At 73.7% G+C, this 2,332-nt stretch carries 1 protein-coding gene; it reads right to left on the bottom strand.

Features of this window, described 5'->3' with window-relative positions; all coding sequences use genetic code 11:
• Positions 1 to 2,332 (bottom strand): amino acid adenylation domain-containing protein (locus ACF1CT_RS37340; protein WP_391788488.1); only part of this gene is annotated, 2,332 nt, incomplete at both ends.

Genomic DNA, 2,332 nt, shown 5'->3' with positions numbered 1-2,332 from the left:
CGGTGCGCAGGACGAGGGTGTTGACGAAGAAGCCGACGAGGTCGTCGAGGGCGTCGTCGGTACGGCCCGCGACCGGGGTGCCGATCGGGATGTCGCTGCCCGCGCCGAGACGGCTCAGCAGGGCCGCGAGCGCGGCCTGGACCACCATGAACACACTGGCCTGCCGCTCCCGCGCCAGCCGGACGACATCCCCGTGCAGCGCGGCGTCGAGGACGAAGTCGACACTGCTCCCCCCGTATGCGGCCACCGCGGGGCGCGGCCGGTCCGTCGGCAGCTCCAGCCGCTGCGGCAGTTCCGCCAGCGCCTCGCGCCAGTAGGCGATCTGACGCGACAGCACACTGTCCTCGGCGGACTCGTCGCCGAGCACCTCCCGCTGCCACAGCGTGTAGTCGGCGTACTGCACCGGCAGCGGCTCCCACGCCGGGGCCCGGCCGGCGCGCCGCGCCGCGTAGGCGAGGGACAGGTCACGGGCCAGCGGACCCACCGACCAGCCGTCTCCGGCGATGTGGTGCACGATCAGCAGCAGCACGTGCTCGTCCGGGGCGACCGTGAACAGGGTCGCCCGCAACGGCAGTTCCACCATCAGATCGAAGGTGTGCCGCGCGGCGTCGGCCACGTCCCCGTCGACCCGGTCCGGGGCGGACACCACCGTCTCCAGCACCGGACGCGCGGCCTCACCGTCCAGGATGTGCTGGTACGGGGTGCCGTCCTGCTCCGGGAACACGGTCCGCAGGCTCTCGTGCCGCTGGGCCAGGTCCCCGAGGGCCGCCCGCAGCGCCGCCACGTCCGGCGCACCCGGCAGCCGCAGCCGCATCGGCACGTTGTAGGTGGCGCTGGGGCCTTCGAGCTGGTGCAGGAACCACAGGCGCTGCTGGGCGAAGGACAGCGGCAGCCGTTCCGGCCGCGCCATCGGCACCAGTTGCGCCCGCGCCCCGTCCGCGTCGCCGAGACGTGCCGCCGCCCCGGCGACCGTCGGCGCCTCGAACAGGTCCCGCACCGACAGTTCCACACCGAAGGCGGCACGGACCTTGCTGATCAACTGGATGGCGAGCAGCGAGTGCCCGCCGAGCCCGAAGAAGTTGTCGTCGATGCCGACGCGTTCCGCCCCGAGGACCTCGGCGAAGAGTCCGCACAGCACCTCCTCGCGGGCGTCGCGCGGCGCCCGGCCCCCCTCGCCGCCCGCGTACTCGGGCACGGGCAGGGCCTTCTGGTCCAGCTTCCCGTGCGCCGTCAGCGGCAACACGTCCAGCGGCACGAACGCGGCCGGCACCATGAACGCCGGGAGACGGCGCGCCGCCAGCTCCCTCAGCTCCGCCACCTCCCGCCCGTCCGCGCCGTCGGCGGGTACCAGGTAGGCGACGATGCGCTGGTCGCCGGGGCGGTCCTCGCGGACGACGACGGCGGTGCGGGCGATACCGGGGTGGGCGGCCAGGACGCCCTCGATCTCGCCGAGTTCGATGCGGTAGCCGCGGATCTTGACCTGGTGGTCGGCGCGGCCGACGAAGTCGAGTTGTCCGTCGCGGCGCCATCGGGCGAGGTCGCCGGTGCGGTACATGCGTTCGCCGGGAGCGCCGAAGGGGTTGGCGACGAACCGGCCCGCGGTCAGGTCCGGACGGCCCAGATAGCCCCGCGCCAGCCGCGCCCCGGCGACGTACAGCTCGCCCGGCGTGCCCACCGGCACCGGGCGCAGCGCGCCGTCCAGCACGTACACCCGCGTGTTCCGGCCGGGGCGGCCGATCGGCGGCGCCTCCGCACCCGACAGCGGGTCGCTCACCGTCACCCAGACGGTCGCCTCCGTCGGACCGTACGCGTTGAACACGTCCCGTTCCGCCGACCACCGTCCGGCGACACCGGCGGTGAACGCCTCCCCGCCGACGATCAGCGTCCGCAGCTCCGGCAGCGGTCGCACCGGCATGCTCGCGAGCGCGGCCGGTGACATCTGCACATGGGTGATCCGTGCCTCTTCCAGCAGCCCCGCCAGCACCTCGCCGGCGAGCGGACCCGTCGACGGCACCACCAGGCGGCCACCGGAACGCAGCACCATCCACAGCTCGAACACGGACGGGTCGAAGCTCGGCGGGGCCACCTGCAGCACCCTGCTGCTCCCGTCCAGTTCCCAGCGGTCCACGACGTCGGCCGAGAAGTCCACCACGCTCGCGTGCGGGACGACGACGGCTTTGGGGTGTCCGGTGGAGCCGGAGGTGTAGATGAGGTAGGCGGGGTTGTGGGGGTGGAGGGGGGTGGTGCGGTCGGTGTCGGTGGGGTTGTGGGTGGGCTGGTTGTGGTGGGGGTGGGTGTCGAGGGTGAGGTGGGGGGTGTTCGTGGTGGGGAG

The sequence above is a fragment of the Streptomyces sp. NPDC014734 genome (assembly GCF_043083325.1).
Classification (GTDB): domain Bacteria; phylum Actinomycetota; class Actinomycetes; order Streptomycetales; family Streptomycetaceae; genus Streptomyces.
This window is presented reverse-complemented; position numbering and strand designations above follow the sequence as displayed.